The organism is Guyparkeria sp. WRN-7, assembly GCF_001641825.1.
Classification (GTDB): Bacteria; Pseudomonadota; Gammaproteobacteria; order Halothiobacillales; family Halothiobacillaceae; genus Guyparkeria.
The window spans coordinates 70,483-87,784 of the sequence record NZ_LRFH01000002.1 but is presented as its reverse complement, the minus strand read 5'-3'; the positions used below and the strand labels follow the sequence as shown (position 1 = coordinate 87,784).

General features: G+C 66.0%; 15 protein-coding genes. 9 read left to right on the top strand and 6 right to left on the bottom strand.

What is annotated here, in order from left to right; all coding sequences use genetic code 11:
- Positions 1–98: 98 nt before the first annotated feature.
- Together AWR35_RS00680 and AWR35_RS00675 are read left to right on the top strand one after the other, a co-directional pair.
- The gene (locus AWR35_RS00680) at positions 99–725 is read left to right on the top strand and encodes a glutathione S-transferase N-terminal domain-containing protein (RefSeq protein ID WP_058574036.1); all 627 of its coding nucleotides are present in this window, start codon (positions 99–101) and stop codon (positions 723–725) included.
- A gap of 2 nt (positions 726–727) precedes the next feature.
- Positions 728–1,273 (top strand): ClpXP protease specificity-enhancing factor SspB, encoded by a 546-nt coding sequence (locus AWR35_RS00675; protein WP_066185008.1) that lies wholly within the window; start codon positions 728–730, stop codon positions 1,271–1,273.
- Here the strand turns inward: AWR35_RS00675 and msrB are convergent.
- Positions 1,266–1,667 (bottom strand): peptide-methionine (R)-S-oxide reductase MsrB, encoded by a 402-nt coding sequence (gene msrB, locus AWR35_RS00670; protein WP_058574035.1) that lies wholly within the window; start codon positions 1,665–1,667, stop codon positions 1,266–1,268. The two genes, AWR35_RS00675 and msrB, sit on opposite strands and share 8 nt — an antisense overlap.
- A 196-nt stretch (positions 1,668–1,863) precedes the next feature.
- Here msrB and AWR35_RS00665 point away from each other — a divergent pair, with 196 nt between their 5' ends.
- From AWR35_RS00665 to AWR35_RS00655, 3 genes are all read left to right on the top strand, one after another.
- Positions 1,864–4,197: a DNA translocase FtsK gene (locus AWR35_RS00665; protein WP_058574034.1), complete on the top strand. Its 2,334-nt coding sequence runs from the start codon at positions 1,864–1,866 to the stop codon at positions 4,195–4,197.
- 83 nt (positions 4,198–4,280) lie between these two features.
- A complete protein-coding gene (gene lolA, locus AWR35_RS00660) occupies positions 4,281–4,940 on the top strand; it encodes an outer membrane lipoprotein chaperone LolA (protein ID WP_058574033.1) in 660 nt (219 codons plus the stop codon).
- 6 nt (positions 4,941–4,946) lie between these two features.
- Positions 4,947–6,374, top strand: coding sequence for a replication-associated recombination protein A (locus tag AWR35_RS00655; protein ID WP_082663812.1), 1,428 nt, complete (start codon positions 4,947–4,949; stop codon positions 6,372–6,374).
- Here AWR35_RS00655 and AWR35_RS00650 read toward each other — a convergent pair.
- From AWR35_RS00650 to AWR35_RS00640, 3 genes are all read right to left on the bottom strand, one after another.
- On the bottom strand, positions 6,371–6,874 hold the full coding sequence (locus AWR35_RS00650; RefSeq protein WP_058574032.1) for a methylated-DNA--[protein]-cysteine S-methyltransferase: 504 nt from the start codon (positions 6,872–6,874) through the stop codon (positions 6,371–6,373). The two genes, AWR35_RS00655 and AWR35_RS00650, sit on opposite strands and share 4 nt — an antisense overlap.
- Before the next feature lie 13 nt (positions 6,875–6,887).
- Positions 6,888–10,025, bottom strand: coding sequence for a multidrug efflux RND transporter permease subunit (locus tag AWR35_RS00645; protein ID WP_058574031.1), 3,138 nt, complete (start codon positions 10,023–10,025; stop codon positions 6,888–6,890).
- 63 nt (positions 10,026–10,088) lie between these two features.
- Positions 10,089–11,249 carry an efflux RND transporter periplasmic adaptor subunit gene (locus tag AWR35_RS00640; RefSeq protein WP_058574030.1) on the bottom strand — a complete coding sequence of 387 codons (1,161 nt, stop codon included), beginning with the start codon at positions 11,247–11,249 and terminating at the stop codon, positions 10,089–10,091.
- A gap of 207 nt (positions 11,250–11,456) precedes the next feature.
- Here AWR35_RS00640 and AWR35_RS00635 point away from each other — a divergent pair, with 207 nt between their 5' ends.
- Positions 11,457–11,801: a histidine triad nucleotide-binding protein gene (locus AWR35_RS00635; protein WP_058574029.1), complete on the top strand. Its 345-nt coding sequence runs from the start codon at positions 11,457–11,459 to the stop codon at positions 11,799–11,801.
- A 13-nt stretch (positions 11,802–11,814) separates the two neighbouring features.
- Here AWR35_RS00635 and rsgA read toward each other — a convergent pair whose 3' ends face one another.
- Positions 11,815–12,798: a ribosome small subunit-dependent GTPase A gene (gene rsgA, locus AWR35_RS00630; protein ID WP_058574028.1), complete on the bottom strand. Its 984-nt coding sequence runs from the start codon at positions 12,796–12,798 to the stop codon at positions 11,815–11,817.
- A gap of 8 nt (positions 12,799–12,806) precedes the next feature.
- Positions 12,807–14,246 carry a magnesium transporter gene (mgtE, locus tag AWR35_RS00625; protein WP_058574027.1) on the bottom strand — a complete coding sequence of 480 codons (1,440 nt, stop codon included), beginning with the start codon at positions 14,244–14,246 and terminating at the stop codon, positions 12,807–12,809.
- A gap of 206 nt (positions 14,247–14,452) precedes the next feature.
- On the opposite strand from mgtE, the gene orn reads away from it, so the two are divergent.
- The 3 genes from orn (at position 14,453) to carA (ending at position 17,255) form a co-directional block, all read left to right on the top strand.
- Entirely contained in the window at positions 14,453–14,998 is a 546-nt protein-coding gene (gene orn, locus AWR35_RS00620; RefSeq protein ID WP_058574026.1) for an oligoribonuclease, read from the top strand.
- A gap of 70 nt (positions 14,999–15,068) precedes the next feature.
- Complete coding sequence (gene dapB / locus AWR35_RS00615) at positions 15,069–15,881, top strand: 4-hydroxy-tetrahydrodipicolinate reductase (RefSeq protein ID WP_058574025.1); 813 nt, start codon at positions 15,069–15,071, stop codon at positions 15,879–15,881.
- A gap of 204 nt (positions 15,882–16,085) precedes the next feature.
- Entirely contained in the window at positions 16,086–17,255 is a 1,170-nt protein-coding gene (carA, locus tag AWR35_RS00610; protein ID WP_058574024.1) for a glutamine-hydrolyzing carbamoyl-phosphate synthase small subunit, read from the top strand.
- The last annotated feature ends 47 nt before the right edge of the window (positions 17,256–17,302 follow it).

Sequence of the window (17,302 nt, the reverse complement as noted above, 5' to 3'; positions counted from 1 at the left end):
GCCGCCCCGCAGGGCGGTCAGATTGCCCCGAAACCCGGCCTTGAGGCCGGGTTTTTGTTATCATGGCGTTTTAAACCTTTGCATCACGGGAGGCGCCAATGGCGACCGTCAATCGTCGTTCGGTCATGACCTTGTTCACTAGCCCGGATTCGCCGGATTGTCACCGCACCCGGATTGTCCTCGCGGAAAAGGAACTGACCGCCGAGATCATCGACCTGTCCGAGCAGGAACCGCCGGAAGACTTCTACGACCTGTCGCCCGAGGGCACCGTTCCGGTCCTCGCTGATCGTGACTTGGTGCTGACCAACGCCCGCGTGATCATGGAGTACCTCGACGAGCGCTTTCCGCATCCGCCCCTGATGCCGGTCGACCCGGTCAGCCGCGCCAAGGTGCGCACCGCGCTCTATCGGATCGAGAACGACTGGTATGGCCTTCTGCCGGAGTTCGAGCGCGGCGAGAAGACCGTGGCGCGGGCCCGCAAACAGCTCAAGGAAAGCCTGCTCTCGGCCGCCCCGATCTTTTCGGCAATGCCGTTCTTCATGAGCGAGGAATTCTCGCTGGCCGATGTCACGCTTGCCGCACTGCTGTGGTACCTGCCGAAATACGGCATCGAGCTCAGCGGTCCCAACGCCAAGCCGATCCTCGACTACATGGATCGCGTCTTCAGCCGGCCGACCTTCCAGGCGAGCCTCACCGAAGTCGAACGCGAGATGCGCGAAGCCTGATCATGCTGTCCAAGCGCCCCTACCTCGTACCTGCCTTCTACGACTGGATCGTCGATCAGGGCCATGTCCCTCACCTGGTCGTCAATGCCGATGCCGAGGGCGTCATGGTCCCGACGAACTTCGTCGAGGATGGCCACATCCAGTTGAACGTCGGGCCGAACGCGGTTCGCGATTTTCACATGGACCGCGTCGGTATCTCCTTCGAGGCCCGCTTCGCCGGGCAGCCGGAGCAGATCTACGTACCGATGCATGCCATCCGCGCGATCGTCGATCGGGATTCCGGGCAGGGTGCGACCTTCGCCGACGAACCGGAAGAAACCTTCCCGCAGGACGATGACATGAGCTCGGCGCCATCCGTGGCACCTGGCGAGGGTCGCAAGGGACGCCCGCAGCTTCGGGCGGTGCCCGGTGGGGAGGACGGTAACGACAAATCCGAACCGCGCGGCGACGACAAGTCGAAGGACCGTGGTGAGGGGCCGGATGACGATCCGCCACCGAGCGGTGGTGGCGGCGGCAAGGGCGGCCCGAGCCTGCGGGTGGTCAAGTAGCCGGCTGCTCCTCGTCCGGATGGAAGGCCAGGCAGATGCTGTTGATGCAGTAACGCAAGCCGGTCGGGTCCGGCCCGTCTTCAAAGACGTGGCCAAGGTGGGCCTGGCAGCCGGAGCACAGCACCTCGGTGCGAATCATGCCGTGGCTGGTATCCCGTCGCTCGATCACGGCCTGGTCGTCCACCGGGCGGAAGAAGCTGGGCCAGCCCGAACCCGAATCGAATTTGCTGTCGCTGACGAACAAGGGTTGGCCGCAGCAGACGCAATCGAAGCGCCCCGGGCGCTTTTCGTCGTTCAGGGCCCCGGACCACGGCGCTTCGGTGCCGCCCAAGCGGCAGACGCGGTACTGCTCCTCGGTCAGATTCTCTCGCCAGAAATCGGGTTCGTTGCTCATTGATGACCTCTTAATGGAACGGATGCGCGATGATGAAGTCGCTAGAACGATGATAGCCAACGCCGTGCGCGGTCAAGGGATGGTGGCTCTGAAGCGACCTTGGTGACCGCCGGCAGGTCGGGTATCATCCCACTCGACGCATCACTCTAGGAATGCGCAATAAGCCATTGACTAAGTTAAGGATAGGCGGCCAGAAATGCCCGGAATGACCAAGCCCGCGATCTTCCGTCCCCAGCTTGCCCTGTTGGAGCTTGCGCTGCTGGTCGTGTCGCTGATGCTTGGCGTATACCTGCTGGCACTGCTGAGTTACGTCCCCAGTGACCCGGGTTTCAGCGTGACCGGCGGGCAGGTGCAGAATGCCGCGGGGCTGGTCGGAGCCTGGGTGGCGGATGCGTCACGCTACCTGGTCGGGCTCGGCGCCTACATGGTGGTGCCGGCCCTGCTGCCGCTCTTGTGGCGCACCTTCCGTCGCGCACGACAGGGGCTGCCCTGGGCGGATCTGCCGTTCGCGGTTCAATGGCTCGGTGCATTGCTGCTGGTGCTGTGCGTAAGCGTGCTGGCCGCGATCAATCATGCCCCGTTTTCCTCGCCGGATGGCCTGTCCGCGGGCGGGGTCGTGGGTCTGGTACTGGCCGAGGGCATGGTGCGTCTGCTCGGTGCGCTCGGCAGCACTCTGGTCCTGCTGGGGCTGGGCATGCTGGGTATCTCGGCAACCACGGGCCTGTCCTGGTTCGCCTTGTTCGACCTGATCGGCGCGCTGTTGATCCGGGCGTGGGAAGGCCTGCGCGCCGCCGGCGGTTGGGTAGCCAAACGCATGCCCTGGTCGCGCAAGACCGGCGCGAAGCCGATCCCCGAGGTCGGGGCGAGCTATGCGGAGGTCGAACAGCGACGCCGTAAGCAGGAGCCGAAGGTGGATCCGCCGGTGGCGAAGCCGGCACCGACGAAACCCGCTCCAGCCAAGACGCCCCCCAAGGCTGCACCGAAGAAGACACCGGCAGGCAAGCCGCCGCAACCGGAACTGGGAACAGCAGACGGCAAGCCGATCCTGGAGCTTCTCGATCGGCCGGTGCAACAGAGCAGTGGCTTCGACAAAGATGATCTGCAGCGCATGTCCGAAGTGATCGAAGCACGCTTGTCGGAGTTCGGCGTGTCCGTTGAGGTGGTCGCCGCCCATCCGGGACCGGTCATCACGCGCTTCGAGCTGCAGCCGGCGCCGGGCGTGAAGGTGAGCCAGATCTCCAATCTGGCCAAGGATCTTGCTCGGGCACTCTCGATCGTCTCGGTTCGGGTGGTTGAGGTGATCCCCGGCAAGTCGACCGTCGGTCTCGAGATCCCCAATACCTCCCGGGAAATCATTGCGTTGCGTGAGCTGCTCGAGTCGCGCCGTTACCGCGAGGCACGCTCGCCGCTGACCGTGGCGCTGGGCAAGGACATCGGTGGCGAGCCGATCATGGCCGATCTCTCGCGCATGCCGCACCTGCTGGTCGCCGGCACCACCGGCTCGGGCAAGTCGGTGGGCGTCAACGCCATGATCCTGAGCCTGCTCTACAAGGCCACGGCGGAAGAAGTCCGGCTGATTCTCATCGACCCGAAGATGCTGGAGCTGTCGGTCTACGAGGGCATCAGCCACCTGCTGGCACCGGTCGTCACCGACATGAAGGAGGCGTCCAACGCCCTGCGTTGGGCGGTCGGCGAGATGGAACGCCGTTACCGATTGATGGCAAAGCTGGGCGTGCGCAACATCGCCGGTGCCAACGAGAAGATTCGCGAGGCGATCGCCCGCGGCGAGCCGATCAAGGATCCGTTCTACGATCATGCCCAGGCGTTCGATCCGGATCAGCCGCCGCCGACCCTCGAACCGATGCCGTATCTGGTGATTGTCGTCGACGAATTCGCCGACATGATGATGGTGGTCGGCAAGAAGGTCGAAGAGCTGATCGCGCGCCTGGCACAGAAGGCCCGTGCGGCAGGCATCCACCTGATCCTGGCGACGCAACGGCCGTCGGTGGACGTGATCACCGGCCTGATCAAGGCCAATATCCCGACACGCATCGCCTTCCAGGTCTCCTCGAAGGTCGATTCGCGCACCATCCTCGACCAGATGGGGGCAGAGCACCTGCTCGGCCACGGCGACATGCTCTACCTGCCGCCCGGCAGCGGCATGCCCATGCGGGTGCATGGCGCGTTCGTCGACGACGAGGAGGTCCACCGGGTGGTCGAGGCGCTCAAGACGCTCGGCGAGCCCGAATACGTCGACGAGGTGCTCTCGGAGGCAACCGCTGCCAACGTGACGCTGCCGGGTGAAAAGCCGGTACGCGCCGACGGCGAGGAGGTCGACGAACTCTACGACCAGGCCGTCGCCATCGTGACCGAGTCGCGCAAGGCGTCGATCTCCTATGTCCAGCGCCGTCTCAAGATCGGCTACAACCGTTCGGCCCGCCTTGTCGAGCAGATGGAGGCCGACGGCGTCGTTGGCGAGCTGGGTGCCAATGGCAGCCGCGAGGTCCTGGCACCGCCCCCGCCACGCTGACCGACGTCACATTCGGTGCCCGGTATGGAACCCGGCGCCCGTCCGCGCATCGAACATGCCTCGCAACGTATAGGTTCCCCCTCATGAGCTTCCGAACATTCCGTCGATTCGCCGCCTTCGTTCTGATCGTCACCGGCCTGTTCGCGACCCCGGCAAAGGCCGAAACGCCGCATAGCGTCGATGCGCTGGTCGAGCAACTGTCAGCCATCGATACCTTTGCCGCCGATTTCGTTCAGGAACGTCGGGATGCCGAGGGCAGCCTGCGCCGCGAGTCCAGTGGCCATTTCGTTCTCGATCGGCCAGGGCGCTTCTACTGGCGCTACGAGAAACCCTACGTCCAGGAGCTGATCGCCAGCGACGACGTGCTGTGGGTCTACGAGCCCGATCTGCGTCAGGCGACTCGGTCCCCGCTGGAGGCCACGCAGGGCGCACCGATCGCGATCCTGATGGGAGAGCGCCCGGTCGACCAGGTATTTCGCATCCGCGCGCTCGAAAGCGATGGGCCGCTGGCCTGGTTTGCGTTGCGCCCGCGCGGTGAGACCGGGGACTTTCGCGAGGTGCTGCTGGGTGTCGACGACCGCGGCGTGGTCGAGATGCGCTTTATCGATCAGCTCGATCAGACCACCCGTGTGGCATTCGATGCGCGCGAATACAACCAGCCGGTGGACGAGAGCCGTTTCCGCTTCGATGCCCCGGAGGGCGTCGACGTGGTGGAAGCCACCCAGCCGCCGGGCGTGCGCTGATTCGGCATGAACGCCGGCACGCCTCCGCAGAATGACCTGTTCGGCAGCGACGAAAGCGCTCCCGAACCCAAGCCGTCGGAACCGTCCAACGCGTATCGACCGTTGGCCGATCGCCTGCGCCCGCGGGATCTGTCGGATTTTGCCGGTCAGGTCCGGGTGGTCGGCGACGATGCGCCGTTGCGAGTGGCCATGGACAAGGGGCAGGCGCATTCCTGCCTGCTGTGGGGGCCGCCAGGAGTCGGCAAGACCACGCTCGCCCGGCTGTATGCCGAACGGCTTCAGGCGGAGATCGTGCATCTGTCCGCGGTCGAGGCGGGGGTGCGTGAACTCCGCGGCGTGATCGAGGGCGCGCGCTCCCGGCGGCAGGCGACCGGCCGCCTGACCGTACTGTTTCTCGACGAGATCCATCGCTTCAACAAATCCCAGCAGGATCAGCTGCTGCCGTCGGTAGAGCGCGGCGTCCTGGTGCTGGTTGGCGCGACCACAGAGAATCCGTCGTTCTCGCTCAATAACGCCTTGCTGTCGCGGCTGCGGGTCTATCGACTCGAATCCCTGGGCGATGAGGCGTTGAAGGCGTTGCTGCAGCGGGCACTCGAGCATCCCGAGGGGGTGCGTGAGACCACCGGCGGGCAGGGCCTGACGATGGCGCCGGAGATCGCGGATCGTCTGGTGGCCGCTGCCGACGGCGATGCCCGACGCCTGCTGACATTGCTCGAACTGGCAGCCCAGCTGGCGCACGAGACCGACGACGGCGCATCGCGGCGGGTGGATGACGCCACGCTGGAGGCGCTGATGTCGCAGTCACCGCGACGATTCGATCAGGGCGGTGACGAGTTCTACGACCAGATATCGGCGATGCACAAGGCGATCCGCGGTTCCAACCCGGATGCCGGCGCCTACTGGCTGTTGCGCATGCTGGATGGTGGGGCGGATCCGGCCTATCTGGCCCGCCGGCTGGTACGGATCGCCTCGGAGGACATCGGTAATGCCGACCCGCGCGCATTGAACGTGGCGCTGGATGCCTGGACCGCCTACGACCGGCTGGGGATCCCGGAAGGCGAGCTGATGCTGACGCAGGCCGCCATGTACCTGGCGGTAGCGCCCAAGAGCAATGCCGTCTACAACGCGCACAACGCCATCCTCGCCACGGTGAAGCGGCGCGGTACCGACCCGGTGCCGATGCACCTGCGCAATGCGCCTACCTCGTTGATGGAGCGCGAAGGTTGGGGCAAGGGCTATCGCTATGCTCACGACGAGCCCGACGCGTATGCCGCCGGGGAAACCTATCTCCCCGAGGGCCTCGCGGGCGAGCGCTTCTATCGCCCGGTCGATCGGGGGCTGGAGCGCACCATCGCCGAACGGATGGCCCACTGGGCGCAACTGGACGAGCGGGCCGGGTCCCGGCGCCGCCCCACGCAGAGCGAGTCCGACTAGTCGGGACGGGCCGCGACGCCTTCCACGGCCAGCAAGGCTGCCTTGACGGCGGTACCTCCCGCATAGCCACCCAGCGAACCGTCCCCGGCCAGCACGCGGTGGCAGGGCACCAGCGGTGCCCACGGATTGGCGCCGACGGCCTGGCCGATGGCACGCGCCGCCCGCGGGCGGCCGACGCGCCGTGCCAGTTCCCCGTAGCCTACCGTCTCACCAGGCGCGAGCTCGCACAGGGCGCTCCAGACCGCACGCTGAAAGGCAGTGCCCCCACGTGGAAAGGCTGGGTGCCGTGTCCAGTCCCGGGGGCTCGTTTCCGACCCGGGCCAGGCGGCGAGGGCGGCGATCACGTCGGTCCATGCCATTGCCGCGTCGGGATGTGGCTCGCCGGCGTTTCCAGCCTCGACCCGCATGCGCTGAATGCCGCTCGCATCACCGCGGAGAGAAACGCTCAGGGACGAACGGCCCAGCGGGGCGATCGCTTCCCAATACGCGGCCATCGACATCGCGCTCCCTCCTTTACGTTTCCAGCCCCTTTCGGCGTCGTCCGAACACCTTCTCGCTGGTCGTCTGCAGCAGCTCGAAGAACATCGGTATGAAGAGGATAGCCACGTAGGTCGCGAGGATCATGCCGCCGACGATTGGCGTGCCGAGCGAGTTGCGCGCCGCTTCACCGGCCCCGGTGGCGAGCGCCAGCGGCAACACGCCGAGGATGAAGGCCATCGACGTCATGATCACCGGACGGAAGCGGATACGTGCGGCCTTGAGCGCGGCCTCCTTGATCGACAGACCGTCCTGCGTGTGCATCTTGGAGGCGAACTCGACTACCAGGATGGCGTTCTTCGCCGACATGGCGATCAGTACCAGTAGCCCCACCTGGAAGTAGATGTCGATGTTCAGGTCGCGTATCCAGATGGCGATCAGCGCGCCGAGCACCGCGAAGGGCACGGCGGTGATCACCGCGAATGGCAAGGACCAGCGTTCGTACTGCGCCGCCAGGATCAGGAAGACCATGATCACGCCCAGCAGGAAGGCGATCGAGCCGGCCGAGCCCGAGCTCAGTTCCTGAAAGGCCGAGCCCACCCAACCGATGGTGTAGTCGCCGCCACCCAGCGTCTCGTCGACCACCGCCTGCATCGCATCGAGCGCCTGGCCCGAGGAGTAGCCCGGTGCGGGCTGGCCCATGATCTTGGCCGCGGGGAAGATGTTGAAGCGGTTGATCACGTCGGCGCCAGTGGTGCGGGTCAGCGACACCACCGAACTGATCGGCACCAGCTGGTCGTTGCCGCCGCGGACGAACACTTGTTCCAGGTCCTGTGGTTCGGCGCGGTGTTCGGCCTCGGCGGCGAGATTCACCTGAAAGTTGCGGCCGAACAGGGTGAAGTCGTTGACGTAACGGGTGCCGAAGGTGCCCTGCATGGTGCGGAAGATCGCGGCGACCGGCACGTCGAGCGCGTAGGCCTCCTCGCGGTCGACGTCGATACGGAACTGCGGCGTGTTGTCGACGAAGGTACTGCGTACGCCGGCCAGTTCCGGGCGCTGATTGGCCGCGGCCACCAGGGCGTTGGTCGCCTGGGCGAGGGCCTTGACGTCTGCCGATCCGCGCTGCTGCAGGTAGGCCTCGAAGCCACCGGTGGTCGACATGCCGCGGATCGGCGGCGGCACGAACGACATGATGAACGCCTCCTCGATCTGGGCGCCGGCCCCCATCGCCTTGCCGACCGCCGCCTGCACGCTCTGATCGTCATCCGGCCGCTCCGACCAGTCCTTCAGGCGCGTGAACGCCACCCCCTTGTAGGAACGCTGGGTACCGGCCAGGAGGTCGTAGCCAGCGAAGGCCACCTGCATGTGTACGTCGGGGTTCTGGCGCACCCGCTCGGAATACTCGTCGCGCACCTCGCCGGTACGTTCGAGACTCGCGGCCGGATCGAGATTGATCGCCGAGATGAAGTAGCCCGGGTCTTCTTCGGGTACCAGGCCGGTCGGCGTGCTCCGGAGCATCAGCACCGCGGCGACGACGACGCCGGCAAATACCAGCAGGCCGATCGGCCAGGCCACGAGGAAGAAGTGCACCAGCTTCATGTAGCCGTCGCGGAAGGCGTCGAAGCCGCGGTTGAACACGCGGAACGGCAGGGAAGGCTGCCTCTCCTTGTGATTCTTCAGGAGCAGGGCGGTCATCGACGGGGTGAGGGTCAGGGCAACCACCCCGGAGAGCACTACCGAGATCGACAGCGCCACGGCGAACTGGCGGTACATCTCGCCGGCCAGTCCGGGGATGAAGGCGACCGGTACGAACACGGCCAGCAGCACCAGCGTGGTGGCGACGATCGGGCCGGTGACCTGTTCCATCGCCTTGATCGAGGCCTCGCGGGCCTTGAGCCCCTCCTCGCGCATCAGTCGCTCGACGTTCTCGATCACGATGATCGCGTCGTCCACCACGATGCCGATGGCGAGCACGAAGCCGAACAGCGTCAGCAGGTTGATCGACATGCCACTGAGGAACAGGCCGGCCAGCGCACCGATCAGCGCCACCGGAATGGCCACCAGCGGCACGATGGTCGCGCGCGGCTTCTGCAGGAAGACGAAGATCACCAGCACCACCAGCACCAGGGCCTCGACGAAGGTCTTCAGAACCTCCTTGATCGAGATGCGGACGAAGTCGGTCGTGTCGAGCGGGATCCGGTAGTCCATGTCGCCGGGGAAGCGCTCGGCGAGCTGCTTCATCTGCTCGCGGACCTGGTCGACGGTCTCCAGCGCGTTCGCGCCCGGGGCGAGGTACAGGCCCATCGGCACGGTGGGCTTGCCGTTGTAGGTTGCGTTGAAGCCGTAGGTCTTGGTGCCCAGCTCCACCCGGGCGACGTCCTTGAGGCGCAGCGTGCCGCCGTCGCCGCCCGCCGCGAGGATGATGTCCTCGAATTCCTCGACCTCGGAGAACCGCCCCTCGGCACTGATGGTGTAGGTGAAGGCTTCGCCCGCCTTGTTGGGCGAGGCGTTGAACTTGCCGGCGGCGAACTGGGCGTTCTGCTCGCGAATGGCGGTGGCGATGTCGTCCTGCGTCAGGCCGAAGTGGGCCAGCTTGGCCGGATCGAACCAGACCCGGATGGAGTAGTCCTGCGCACCGAACAGACGGGCGTCACCGATGCCGTCGACGCGCTTGAGCGAATCGAGGATGTTGATCAGGCCGTAGTTGCTGAGGAACTTGGTGTCGAACTGCTCGTTCTCCGAGAGCAGGGTGATCACCATCAGCAGGGCGCTGCTTTTCTTGTTGACCACCACGCCCTGGTCGCGCACCTCTTGGGGCAGCTGCGGGAGGGCGCGCTGGACGCGGTTGTTGACGTCGATCGCCGCCTGGTCCGGGTCGGTGCCGGTCGCGAAGGTGATCGAGAGGTTCATGGTGCCGGCGTCCGAGCTGCCCGAGGTCATGTAGAGCATGTCGTCGACACCGTTGATCGCCTGTTCGAGCGGGGCGGCGACCGACTCGGCGATGGTCGCGGCATCGGCGCCGGCGTAGGTGGCCTGGACCTCGACCTCGGGCGGCACGATCTTCGGGTACTGCTCGACCGGCAGGCCCGTGAACGCGGCACCACCGGCGATCATGATCACGATCGCGAGAACCGTCGAGAAGATGGGGCGGTCGATGAAGAATTTCGAGAACATCGTTGGTCTCCGGGCCCGTGATGAAGCGTGTCACGGCGGGCAGGGTGGCTCGACGGACGGGGCTCAGCCGCTGGTCTCGTCGCTCGGGGTCTGCGGATTGACCGGCGCGCCCGGGCGCACCTTGAGCAGGCCGTCGATCACGAGGCGCTCACCGGCGGACAGGCCGGATTCGACGATGCGGCCCTGGTCACTCATCGGCCCGAGCTGAACGCGTTTCTGCTGGGCGGTACCGTCCTCGCCGACGACGTAGATCACGGTGCTGCCGGGCTCCGGCCCGGTGCCGATCGCGGTTTCCGGCACGATGATCGCGTCGCTGACCGTGGCCACCCGGATGCGGACCCGGACATAGCGGTTGGGGCGCAAGACGTCGCCGGGGTTGGCGAACACCCCGCGCAGCCGAATCGAGTTGGTCTGCTCGTCGATGGCGGCGGTGCGATAGTCGAGCTTGCCCGCCAGGGGCTGCCCATCCGGGCCGGTGATCCCGACCACCTCGGCCGGAGTCGGACGGTCGGGGGTCGGGTTGAGTGCCTGGCTGTCGGCGAACGGGTCGTCGAGCGGGTAGGAGAGCACGATCTGGATCGGATCGATCTCGTCCAGGCTCACCAGCCGGTCACCCACCTCGATCAGGTTGCCGGCGGCGACCGCGCGTCGACCGGCGATGCCGGGAATCGGTGCCGAGACCGTGGTGTAGTCGAGATCGACCTGGGCCGATTCCAGCTGGGCCTCGGCCACCTTCACGCCGGCCTGCGCGGTTTCCAGCGCCGAGCGGGCGTCATCGCGCTGCTTCTCACTGGCCACGCCGCGATCGAACAGGGAGTCGATCCGGCGCCAGTCGCGCCGCGCCGCGGCAAGGGTAGCCCGCGCGGCGGCCAGATCCGCCTCGGCCTCGTGTACCGCCGCTTCATAGGGGCGGGCGTCGATGCGGAACAGCGGATCGCCTTTTTCGACCCGCGCGCCCTCGGTGTACTCGCGACTCTCGAGAATGCCATCGACCTGGGCACGCACCTCGACGTGCCGGTTGGCCTCGGTCCGCCCCGGATACTCCTTGTGGACCGCCGCGTCTGCCGTCTCGACCGTGATCACCGGCACCTTGGGCGGGGGCGGTTTCTGCCCGCCGGATTGCGCCTGTGCCGCCAACGTCGGCGCGAGCAGCAATGCGATCGCCATCAGGGGCAGCCCAGGGCGATTGGCCCGGGCGATCGGACGTACGAGTTTGGGAAGCATGGAGCGGTACCGTGTGGTGAGCCAGCGGGGGATGGCGTTACGTGTCCACGTCACGCTGCCATCCGGAGTTATCGCGACGTAGAAAAGATAGCATACTAATGGATATTGCAACTAGCAAAACGCGTAGCTTGTAGCCGGGGCACGCCGGAGAGCGGTGAACTTAGGCTAAGCTGGGGGCGAATTCACTACGTCCGAGGCAGGAAAACCGTGAGCGAGACCATTTTCAGCAAGATCATCAACCGGGAAATCCCGGCCGACATCGTGTTCGAAAACGAGCGGATCCTGGCTTTTCGCGACATCAATCCGCAGGCGCCGGTGCACGTGCTGATCATCCCCAAGAAGACAATCCCGACCGTGAATGACATCGCACCGGAAGACGCGCCGTTGATCGGCGAGCTGTTCGTGGTGGCCGGGGAGATCGCCGCCCAGGAGGGGATCGACGAGTCGGGGTTCCGGACGGTGTTCAACTGCAATCGTGATGGGGGGCAGGACGTCTACCACCTCCACCTGCATCTGCTGGGCGGGCGTGCCATGCAGTGGCCGCCGGGCTAGGCGCCCAGAGGCGTTACCGCGTCCGGCTGGCCTCGAGCAGGGACTGGTACTGCTCAAGGCGTCGCGGCAGGATCTCGCCGTCCTCCACGGCCTGTCGCACGGCGCAGCCGGGCTCGTTGCGATGGCGGCAGTCGTTGAACCGGCAATAGGCTGCCGTGTCCGTGATCTCCGGGAATGCCGCGGCCAATGCCTCGTCGGTGATCGTCTCGAGGGGGAAGTCGCGCACCCCCGGGGCATCGATCAGGCCACCTTCGCCATCGGGAAATCGGTATAGCGTGCTGGCGCGCGTGGTATGCGTGCCTTCGCGATTGAAGGCCGATATCTCCCCGATGGCCGCCTGGTCGGCCGTCGGCGTGATCTCCCGTGTCAGCGAAGTCTTGCCCACGCCCGAGAGGCCGACGGTGAGCGTGATCTGCTCGTGCAGGCGCTCGCGCAGCACGTCGATGCCTTCGCCGGACTTGACCGAGGTCCGGATCACCTCGAACCCCAGCGATGTCCACAATCGCAGTGTCCGCTCGATCTCCTCTCGGTCGGCCTCCGGCAGGGAGGGCAGCAAATCCGCCTTGTTGAGCACGATCACGGGGGCGGCCGGCAGGGCGAGCACGGCGACCAGGGTGCGCTCGACCACCTCTGGGTTCATCCAGGGCAGGGCGGAGGTCACCACCAGCACCTGGTCGATGTTCGCCGCCATCATCTTCTTCTTGCCGTAGGCATCCGGCCGGATGAGCAGATTGCGCCGATCCTCGCGCTGCTCGATCACGATGTTGTCCTGCTCGTCGCGTTGCCAGCGGATCCGGTCGCCGGTGGTCAGGCGGCCGACCGTGCGGCGGGCGCGGCCACGCAACAGTTGATGAGAGGCATCCTCGATCAGCAGGTCGTGGCCGTGATGCGTGACCACGATGCCGCGTTCGAGCGAGTCGTCCTCGACGGAACGCACGCGCCGTCGGCGGTCGATCTTGCGTTGCTGCTGTTTGCTCAGTCGTATCTTGGAACCCATCGCAGCGCTCAGAGCAGGAACAGGGTGGCCAGCCCGAGGAAGATGAAGAAGCCGCCGGAATCGGTGATCGCCGTGATCATCACCGCGCTGCCCAGCGCCGGATCACGCCCCATCCGCGTGCGCAATATCGGAATGGTCACACCGAAGAAGGCCGCGCTCAGGAAGTTCAGGGTCACGGCAGCCAGCATCACGGCCGAGACGCCGGGGTTCTGATACATCAGGAAGGTGACGATGCCGAGCACGCCACCCCACACCACACCGTTGATCAACGCGACCTTCATCTCCTTGCCGTAGAGCAGGCGGATGTCACCGCCGCCCAGTTTGCGGAAGGCCAGTTCGCGCACGATCATCGTGATGGTCTGGTTGCCGACATTGCCGCCCATCCCGGCGACGATCGGCATCAGCGCGGCCAGGGCCACCAGCTTCTCGATCGAGCCCTCGAACAGGCCGATCACCTGGGCGGCAATCAGGGCGGTGACTAGGTTCACGGCGAGCCACGGCGCGCGGTTGCGGACCGACTTGCGCACCGGGGCGAAGATGTCCTCTTCCTCGGAGAGGCCGACCTGCGAGAGGCGCTCCTCGTCGCTCGATTCGCGAATGAAGTCGACCACCGCGTCGATCGTGACCCGGCCGACGAGCCGATCGACCTCGTCGACTACCGGGGCGCTCACCAGGTCGTAGCGTTCGAAGGCATCCGCACCGTCACGGGCGCTGTCCTCGGGGTGAAAGCGCACCACGTCACTCTGCATGACCTCGTCGACGATCGTTTCGGGGTCGTTGAGCAGCAGGGTCTTCAGGTGGATCACGCCCTCGAACAGGCCATCACGATCGACCACGAACAGCTTGTCGGTGTGATCCGGCAGGGAGTCCATCCGCCGCAGGTAGCGCAGCGCCACCTCGATGGTGACGTCGCCACGGACGGTCACCAGGTCGAAGTCCATCAGCGCCCCGATCGTGTCGTCCTCGTAGGACATGACGAAGCGCAACTTCTCGCGATCGTCGATCGGCAGGGCCGTAAAGACGTCCTGCATCATGCCCTCGGGCAGGTCGGGGGCAAGATCGGCAAGCTCGTCGGTATCCAGCATCGAGGCGGCGTTGAGGATCTCCTCGCGGTCCATTGCCTCGATCAGGGTGTCGCGCACCGAGTCGGAAACCTCGAGCAGCACGTCGCCGTCGCGATGCGAATGCACCAGCTCCCAGATGATCAGGCGTTCGTCCCGAGGCAGGGACTCGAGCACCTTGGCAATGTCGGCCGCGTGCAGACGCTCGATCTTGCGCGCCAGACGTCCGAGGTCGCGGTCGCGCAGAAGATCCTGGAACGGCGGCGTCCTTCTCTCGCCCTGAGCGGCCTCGCCACTAAGCGCTTCGTGATGCGAAAGGGTGTCCCGGATCTCGTGGATCAGCGAATCGAGCTCGTCCTGACGATCAATGTCGGTGAGTTCGGCCATGTTTGCGCGCTACCAGGCTGGATTGGCGGGGTGAACGAGTGCCGGGCGGGGCGTCGGGAGGGAGCCCCGGGCGACCCGCCGGACAGTATAGCGAAGCCAGCGCCGGCCATGTCGTCCGGCTCGGGCTTCGGCCATGGGGCGGCTGCCACGTGCTAGTCTCGTGGGCCTTCGGCCACGTCGCCACCGATTCAATCAGGAGAGACTCAATGCACGCTCCGGAAGACAATCTCATCTGGATCGATCTCGAGATGACCGGGCTCGATCCGGTCAACGACACGATCATCGAGATTGCCACGCTGGTCACCGACAAGCATCTCAACGTCCTTGCCGAGGGGCCGGTGATTGCCATCCGGCAACCCGAATCCGCGCTCGACGGCATGGACGAATGGAACCAGCGCGTGCACGGTCAGAGCGGCCTGATCGAACGGGTCCGGGCAAGCGACAGCGACATGCGCGCAGCCGAGCTGCGCACGCTGGAGTTCCTGCGCCAGCATGTGCCCGAACGCGCCTCGCCGATGTGCGGCAACAGCATCTGTCAGGACCGGCGCTTCCTTGCCCGGCTGATGCCGGAGCTGGAGGCCTATTTCCACTACCGCAACCTGGACGTGTCGACCATCAAGGAGCTGGCGCGCCGCTGGGCCCCGGATGTGCTGGCCGGATACCGGAAACATTCCAATCACCAGGCGATGGACGATATCCGCGGCTCGGTCGCCGAGCTGTCCCACTATCGGGCGGGTTTCTTCAAGCTGTAAGCCATTGGGGCGCGATGCGCTTGATAGACTGCGCGCCAACATGCAAAACCAGAGGACCAGGCAAAACGTCATGAGTACACGTGTCGGGGTAGTTGGCGCCAACGGGCGCATGGGTCGCCGCCTGATCGAGGCCGCGCACCAGGGTGGACACACGCGCATGGGCGCGGCATTCGCTCGATCGGGGAGCCCCCTGATCGGCCAGGACGCCGGGCAGATCGCCGGTATCGGCCAGATCGGCGTGCCGGTGGTCGACGACATGCTCGCCCACAGCGATGATTTCGACGTGCTGATCGACTTCACCTCGATCGACGCCACCATGCGCCATCTGGAAATGTGCCGCGAAAGCGGCCGGGCGATCGTGATCGGCACGACCGGCCTCTCCGAGGCGCAGAAAGACACACTGGCCGACGCGGCACGCGACATCCCGGTCGTGTTTGCGCCCAACATGAGCATCGGCATCAACGTGCTGTTGCAGGTGCTGGGTCAGGTCGCCACCATGCTCGGTGACGACTACGACGTCGAGATCATCGAGGCACACCATCGGCACAAGGTCGACGCGCCGTCGGGCACGGCCCTTCGCCTGGGCGAATCGGTCGCCGATGCGCTCGACCGCGACCTGCAGCGTGTGGCGATCTACGGCCGCGAGGGCATCACCGGGGAACGGGATGCGGAGACCATCGGCTTTTCGACCATCCGTGGTGGCGATGTCGTCGGTGATCACACCGTGCTGTTCGCCGGTATCGGCGAACGGGTCGAGATCACCCACAAGGCCTCCAGCCGCATGACCTTCGCCAAGGGCGCGGTGCGCGCCGCGCACTGGGTGGCCGACAAGCCGGCCGGTCTGTACGACATGAGTCACGTGCTTGGCCTGAAGCCGGTCTGATACTGACCGCAGCCGGCTGCGACCAGAAGCGGTCTTCCGGAATGGCGGCAAAACGACGGCCGCCCCGGACAAACGGCGTTTCGCCGTGGACAGCATCGGGGCCTTTCAGTCATAATTGCGCCGCGAAACCGAGGGGGCGGCGCTGCCTCGGCGGCCAGCGCCGACTCGGGCGGGGCGACATGACAAATCTGTGGGGGAAAGTTCTTGGATAGCACGGTCTCAGACGCGAACACCGGGCTCCCGGCCAACACGGCGCTCCTGGCTCTCGAAGACGGGAGCGTTTTTTACGGTACCTCCATTGGTGTCGATGGGGAGTCCGTGGGCGAGGTGGTGTTCAATACCGCGATGACGGGCTACCAGGAGATCCTCACCGACCCGTCCTACCGCCGTCAGATCGTGACCCTGACCTACCCGCACATCGGCAACGTCGGCACCAACGACGAGGATGCCGAGTCCGATTCGGTCCACGTCGCCGGGCTGGTGATTCGCGATTCCGGCCAGATGAGTTCCTGGCGCGGCGAGGAAACCCTTGAGGACTACTGCCGCAAGCACGGCGTGGTCGCGATTTCCGAGATCGACACCCGCGAACTGACCCGCCGCCTGCGCGACCAGGGGGCGATGAAGGGTTGTATCGTCGCCGGCGACGACCTGGATGCGACCACGGCGATCGAAAAGGCACAGGGCTTCGCCGGGCTGGCCGGCATGGACCTGATCCCGGAGGTCGGCACGCGCGAGGTGCGCGAGTGGACCGCCGGTTCCTGGTGGGTCGAGGATGCCGACCGGCCGGCCGCCACGCGCCATATCGTCGCCTACGACTACGGCTTCAAGCACAACATCCTCAGGAAGCTGGTCGACCGCGGCTGCCGCATCACGCTGTTCCCGGCCGACGCGCCGGTGGAGGACCTGCTGGCCAAGAACCCGGACGGCATCCTGGTCGGTAACGGCCCGGGCGATCCGGCCGCCTGCACCAAGGCGATCGGCGACATCGAGCGGTTCCTGGAAAGCGGCATCCCGCTGTTCGGCATCTGCCTCGGCCACCAGCTTCTCGCGCTCGCCAGCGGGGCGAAGACCAGCAAGATGAAGTTCGGCCACCATGGTGCGAACCATCCTGTCCAGGACATCCACGGCAAGCGCGTGCTGATCTCCAGTCAGAACCATGGCTTCGCGGTCGAGGAGGACAGCCTGCCGGCCCACCTCGAGGCCACCCACCGATCATTGTTCGACGGCAGCCTCCAGGGCATCCGCCGTACCGATTGTGCGGCGTTCAGCTTCCAGGGGCACCCCGAGGCCAGCCCGGGCCCGCACGACCTGGACCTGCTCTTCGACCAGTTCGTCGAGAGCATCGACGCCCGTGGGCGCCCCGACGCTGAATAACCGACAATCCCGATCCCAGAATAACCAACTGCCCAGCCACGGCTGGC

What these genes read in the sequence shown, in the direction of transcription:
- AWR35_RS00645 (WP_058574031.1), bottom strand. Translation starts at nt 10,025, where the DNA reads ATGTTCTCGAAATTCTTCATCGACCGCCCCATCTTCTCGACGGTTCTC.
- mgtE (WP_058574027.1), bottom strand. Translation starts at nt 14,246, where the DNA reads ATGGCCGAACTCACCGACATTGATCGTCAGGACGAGCTCGATTCGCTG.
- lolA (WP_058574033.1), top strand. Translation starts at nt 4,281, where the DNA reads ATGAGCTTCCGAACATTCCGTCGATTCGCCGCCTTCGTTCTGATCGTC.
- AWR35_RS00680 (WP_058574036.1), top strand. Translation starts at nt 99, where the DNA reads ATGGCGACCGTCAATCGTCGTTCGGTCATGACCTTGTTCACTAGCCCG.
- dapB (WP_058574025.1), top strand. Translation starts at nt 15,069, where the DNA reads ATGAGTACACGTGTCGGGGTAGTTGGCGCCAACGGGCGCATGGGTCGC.
- rsgA (WP_058574028.1), bottom strand. Translation starts at nt 12,798, where the DNA reads ATGGGTTCCAAGATACGACTGAGCAAACAGCAGCAACGCAAGATCGAC.
- AWR35_RS00655 (WP_082663812.1), top strand. Translation starts at nt 4,947, where the DNA reads ATGAACGCCGGCACGCCTCCGCAGAATGACCTGTTCGGCAGCGACGAA.
- AWR35_RS00650 (WP_058574032.1), bottom strand. Translation starts at nt 6,874, where the DNA reads ATGTCGATGGCCGCGTATTGGGAAGCGATCGCCCCGCTGGGCCGTTCG.
- msrB (WP_058574035.1), bottom strand. Translation starts at nt 1,667, where the DNA reads ATGAGCAACGAACCCGATTTCTGGCGAGAGAATCTGACCGAGGAGCAG.
- AWR35_RS00675 (WP_066185008.1), top strand. Translation starts at nt 728, where the DNA reads ATGCTGTCCAAGCGCCCCTACCTCGTACCTGCCTTCTACGACTGGATC.
- orn (WP_058574026.1), top strand. Translation starts at nt 14,453, where the DNA reads ATGCACGCTCCGGAAGACAATCTCATCTGGATCGATCTCGAGATGACC.
- AWR35_RS00640 (WP_058574030.1), bottom strand. Translation starts at nt 11,249, where the DNA reads ATGCTTCCCAAACTCGTACGTCCGATCGCCCGGGCCAATCGCCCTGGG.
- AWR35_RS00665 (WP_058574034.1), top strand. Translation starts at nt 1,864, where the DNA reads ATGCCCGGAATGACCAAGCCCGCGATCTTCCGTCCCCAGCTTGCCCTG.